A 4,384-nucleotide genomic window follows, 5' to 3' on the forward strand; every position below is an offset into this window, starting at 1 on the left:
GCTTCAGACGTTTCAATCGCCTGGGCGGTTTCACGTCAGCAGCAGAAGTGCGCTTGTCGCTTTGTTCGTCGGGCCGAGCCATTCTACCGCCTAATCAAATATCGACAGGCGTCCGTCTGCCAAGACCATGCGCCGGGCATCCACCTGTTCCAGCAAAGCAATATCGTGCGTTGCGATGACAACGGAAGTGCCAAGTTTGTTTAATTCAATAAAAAGACGCAACAGGCGGCGGGCAAGAGGCGGGTCCACGTTTCCTGTGGGTTCGTCCGCAAGCAATATTTCCGGGCGGGTGATCAAAGCTCTTGCGATCGCTGCGCGCTGTTTTTCACCGCCGGAGAGAACAGGCGGCAGAACATGCATTCTGTCGCCAAGACCTACCCATTTCAGAAGATCGATCACATCGGACCGGTATTCGGACTCTTCCTTGCCGACAACCCGCAGCGGCAACGCGACATTCTCGTAGGTTGTCAGGTGATCCAGCAGCCGGAAATCCTGAAACACGACGCCGATCTTGCGGCGAAGCTTCGGCAGTTCCTGTTTGTCGATGATGCTCAGGTCCCGGTTGAAAACCTTGATCAATCCACGGGTCGGCCGCAGCGACATGAACAGAAGCCTGATGAGACTTGTCTTGCCGGCACCCGACGGGCCCGTCAGGAACTGGAAAGATTGCGGCTCGATCTGGAACGACAGATCCTGAAGGATCTCCGGCCCCATTCCGTATCTCAATCCGACATTTTCAAAGCGGATCACAAATTTGACTCCTGTTGATGGGCCGACGCTATAGCCAGCCCGTTAACGGTGCATTAATCATATAAATGTCCATTGGGACCTGGATCTATAGACGAGATGAAATTGGCGTTGGATTTGCGGGCCATTGTCCAAAATTTTCTGCCGGATTTCGATCCCACGGGTTATGTAAGAGAACCTCTAATGCTTGCCATGGCAAAGGGTCTTGGCACATGAAGATCAAATGTCCGGACTGCAGTACGTCCTACGAAATCAAGGCAGAGGCGGTTGGCCCGGAAGGGCGAAGCGTCAAATGCGCCAAATGCGGCAACCGTTGGTTTGTCTCTCCCAATGAACAGGAAGACGAGGGCGTCGTCGATTTCAAGCCCGCTGGCGATGACAACGGCGGAACCGAAGCCTCTGAGGACAAAAAATCGGGCCCGGCTGACGCTGAAAAAGATGAAGCCGATTGGGTTGCGGATGCCGACAATGAGTCTGGTGACCCCGACGAAGCGCCCGATGAACCGGATAATGCCGGGGATGAGGACGACATTGCCGACTTCACACCGCCACCTGCGACCTCTCGGGCAAGCACAGATGAAGACAAGTATGCGGCGGACCTTGCCGACGAGGATGACGACGAGGACGAAACCCCCAGCGAGGATATTGAATCGCGGGCCAAGCGGCCGAAAATCGTGGTCAATCCCGACAGCGCAATCATGTCGGTGCAATGCTCAACTGGTTGTTCCGGCGCAACTTCCGGAGGATCGGCGGCATAGCGCTTTTCGGAGCCGCGGCGGCTGCCTGCATTTCATTCGTCATCATGCGGGATGACATCGTCAAACAGTCTCCCGACCTTGCAAGCCTGTTCCAGATGATCGGCTTCGATGTCAATCTACGCGGCCTTGAATTCCGCGATCTCAGAACTTTCACGGAGATCGAGGATGGTAAGCGTGTTCTCGTTGTTGAAGGGTCGATCCGAAACCTTCAAGGAGAAAACAACGCGGTTCCCGCCGTCCGGTTATCAATTCGCAACTCGGATTTGCAGGAAATTTACGCTTGGACTGTAGAGCCACGCAAAAAGTCGTTAAACGGGCTTGACGAAACCCGGTTTAGAACGATCTTAGCCGATCCGCCCGAAACCGCATCCGACATCCAGGTTCGATTTGTCGACCGCGGCAAACGCCAAATAGTTCTCGAGTGACCATGACAGTAAATATCCACACTCTGTTTGATGAAGACGCCATTGCACTAAGAGTGTCCGCGCTTGCAGACGAAATTGCAGAGGGAAAGCCACAAAAACTGCTCGTGGTCGCTGTTCTCAAGGGCAGCTTTATCTTTGCAGCTGATCTTGTCCGGGCCATGCACAGATCCGGTCTGGAGCCGGAAATGGAGTTCATTCACTTGTCTTCCTACGGTGCAGGCACGCAAGGCTCGGACAATATCCGTGTTTTGCGGGATGTTGAAAGTGACGTTAACGACCGCGATATAATTTTAGTGGATGATATTCTGGAATCCGGCCGCACGCTCGCATTCGCGCGCGAGCGGTTGAATAAAAGAGGTGCTCGTTCCGTTAAAGTTGCAGCGCTTCTGGATAAACCGGAGCGCCGCAAAGCTGCCATATCTGCCGATTATGTCGGATTTGCCTGTCCTGATAAGTTTGTCGTCGGATATGGTATGGATATGGGTCATGCTTGGCGGCAGTTGCCCTTTATTGGATACGTCGTTCCCTCTGAAGAGACAGCGGCAGACGACAAAACAGGAGAGTGAGCATGGCTCGCATTCTTCTCACTGAAGACGATGAAGCGGTACGGAGCTTCGTAAAGCGCGCTCTTGAGCTTGACGGGCATTCTGTGGAAGTGGCGGAAGATGGCGGTGAAGCCGTCGAGAACCTGACCCGGGAACGGGGCAGTTACGATCTTCTGCTTTCGGACATCAAGATGCCTGTCATGGACGGCATCGCCCTGGCGCTTCACACCGCACGGGACTATCCGGAGCTTCCGATCCTGTTGATGACCGGTTTTGCCGATCAACGCGAACGCGCAAACGGGCTGGATGCCCTCGTGCACGATGTTGTCACCAAACCATTTTCTCTTGCCGACATCCGACGGGCGGTCCGCAATGCGATTGCAGGCGAACTTCCTGAAGAAACGCGCCGTTACGCATAGGATCTCCAGCGGTAATCGACCGCTGTGACATGCTCTTGTTGACACAAAAAACCCCGCCATCGGCGGGGTTTTGTCTTTTCGCTGTCAGGTCAAGCCGGCTCAATATCGTTTGAGCAGCCGCTCCAGATAGTCCAGTTCCAGTTGCGGCCGGGAGGGGTCGGAGAACCGGCGGCGCAGTTCTTCCAGGATCCGGCGCGCCCGCTGAACATCGATCTCATCGGGTATCTGGACCCGGTTGTTGAAATCCGGACCTTCTGTCCGGCGGGGACGGCCCAGAGGGTCTTCATCCATCGGAGAAGGACCGGTCGGTGAACCGGGCCCCTGTCCCTGACCCATCATCTGCTCGGTAAGGCCCTGCGCACCGCGTCTGAGGGCATCCAGCGCATTTCCCTGTTGCCCCAGAGCCTGATCCCCCTGGCCCTGCCCAAGTGACTGCTGGGCCTGCCCCATCGATTCACCGGCTTCGCCCAGGGCCTCGTTCTGGCCCATGCCGTTCTGACCCAGCTGATCCATGAGCTGCTGCAACTGTTGCGCCAGATCTCCCTGGCCCTGCTGCAATTGTTCAAGCATCTGCTCCAGCTGTTCCTGGGTCAACTGCTGACCCTGTCCCTGTTGCTGCTGCTGGCCTTGTTGCTGCTGACCGCGTCGCTGCTCCTGCTCATCCTGATTGAACTGGTGAGTATCGTCCATTAGCTGCTGCTGCCGCTGGATCATTTCACCCAGCTGGTTGAGCATTTCCATCATTTCGCTGTTCATGCTGTTGGGCATCATCTGCGGGCGGCCGGCCTGCAGGTTTTCCAGCATCTGCTGCATTTGCGCCAACAGTTCACGTGCCGCATCCCGCGAACCCGTCCGCGCCAGTTCTTCGATACGGTCCAGCATTTCGCTCAGGTCCTGCTGGCTGAGCGTCTGCTGATTTCCGTCAAACGGCTGCATGGCCTGGGGGTTCTGTCGCATCTGTTCGGCAAGCGCCTGCATGTATTCGTTCAGCGCTTCACGCAACTCCTGCGTCAGCTTGGCAATTTCCTCGTCACTGGCACCTTCTTCAAGAGCCTTGCGCAAGGCTTCCTGCGCATCGCGCAGTTTCCGTTCCGCTGCAGACAGGTCGCCATCTTCGATCGAGAGCGCCAGGTCCCAAAGAAGCGGCAGCATCGCCTTCAGATCTTCATCTGACTGCGCTTTGATCAGCTGACCATAGGCAAAGCGCATGCCGAGATAGTTGCGAGGTTTGAAATCAAACAACTCCGGGGCAAGCATCAAGGCATCCATCGCCGTGATGACTTGAGCATGATTATGCGCATCAAGCGCAAGGTCGCGCCGCTGTTCAACGACCGCTCGGGCAAGAGGTTTGCCGAAGCGGCGCTGTGGCAACGTAATGCGATAAGCCGGAGAAAGCCCCTCCTGACCGGCCTGATCCCGCGCCATCAATGTCAGATCGACTTCCGACCCCGCCCAGGGGTGCGAAGTCAGATCGCGAATTGTTTCGGCGG

The 4,384-nt window shown here is 56.1% G+C and carries 6 protein-coding genes; 4 read left to right on the forward strand and 2 right to left on the reverse strand.

Annotated elements, in window-relative coordinates:
• Positions 1-90: 90 nt before the first annotated feature.
• Complete coding sequence (gene ftsE, locus K5905_RS28415) at positions 91-750, reverse strand: cell division ATP-binding protein FtsE (protein WP_297590686.1); 660 nt, start codon at positions 748-750, stop codon at positions 91-93.
• Between the two features lie 209 nt (positions 751-959).
• Between ftsE and K5905_RS28420 the strand changes: the two genes are divergently transcribed.
• Genes K5905_RS28420 through K5905_RS28435 form a run of 4 tightly spaced genes read left to right on the forward strand, consistent with a single transcriptional unit; the run spans position 960 to position 2,894 of the window.
• The gene (locus tag K5905_RS28420; RefSeq protein ID WP_297590688.1) at positions 960-1,505 is read left to right on the forward strand and encodes a zinc-ribbon domain-containing protein; all 546 of its coding nucleotides are present in this window, start codon (positions 960-962) and stop codon (positions 1,503-1,505) included.
• Positions 1,457-1,930 (forward strand): hypothetical protein, encoded by a 474-nt coding sequence (locus K5905_RS28425; protein WP_297590691.1) that lies wholly within the window; start codon positions 1,457-1,459, stop codon positions 1,928-1,930. Before K5905_RS28420 ends, K5905_RS28425 begins: the two co-directional genes overlap by 49 nt.
• A 2-nt stretch (positions 1,931-1,932) precedes the next feature.
• Positions 1,933-2,496, forward strand: a complete 564-nt coding sequence (gene hpt / locus K5905_RS28430) for a hypoxanthine phosphoribosyltransferase (protein ID WP_297590693.1) — start codon at positions 1,933-1,935, stop codon at positions 2,494-2,496.
• A 2-nt stretch (positions 2,497-2,498) separates the two neighbouring features.
• Positions 2,499-2,894 carry a response regulator gene (locus tag K5905_RS28435; protein ID WP_297590696.1) on the forward strand — a complete coding sequence of 132 codons (396 nt, stop codon included), beginning with the start codon at positions 2,499-2,501 and terminating at the stop codon, positions 2,892-2,894.
• Positions 2,895-2,993: 99 nt separating this feature from the next.
• Here K5905_RS28435 and K5905_RS28440 read toward each other — a convergent pair.
• Positions 2,994-4,384, reverse strand: a 1,391-nt coding sequence (locus K5905_RS28440) for a TIGR02302 family protein (RefSeq protein ID WP_297590699.1), incomplete at its 5' end; no start/stop codon positions are given.

It is taken from the genome of Roseibium sp., assembly GCF_025698965.1.
GTDB lineage: Bacteria > Pseudomonadota > Alphaproteobacteria > Rhizobiales > Stappiaceae > Roseibium.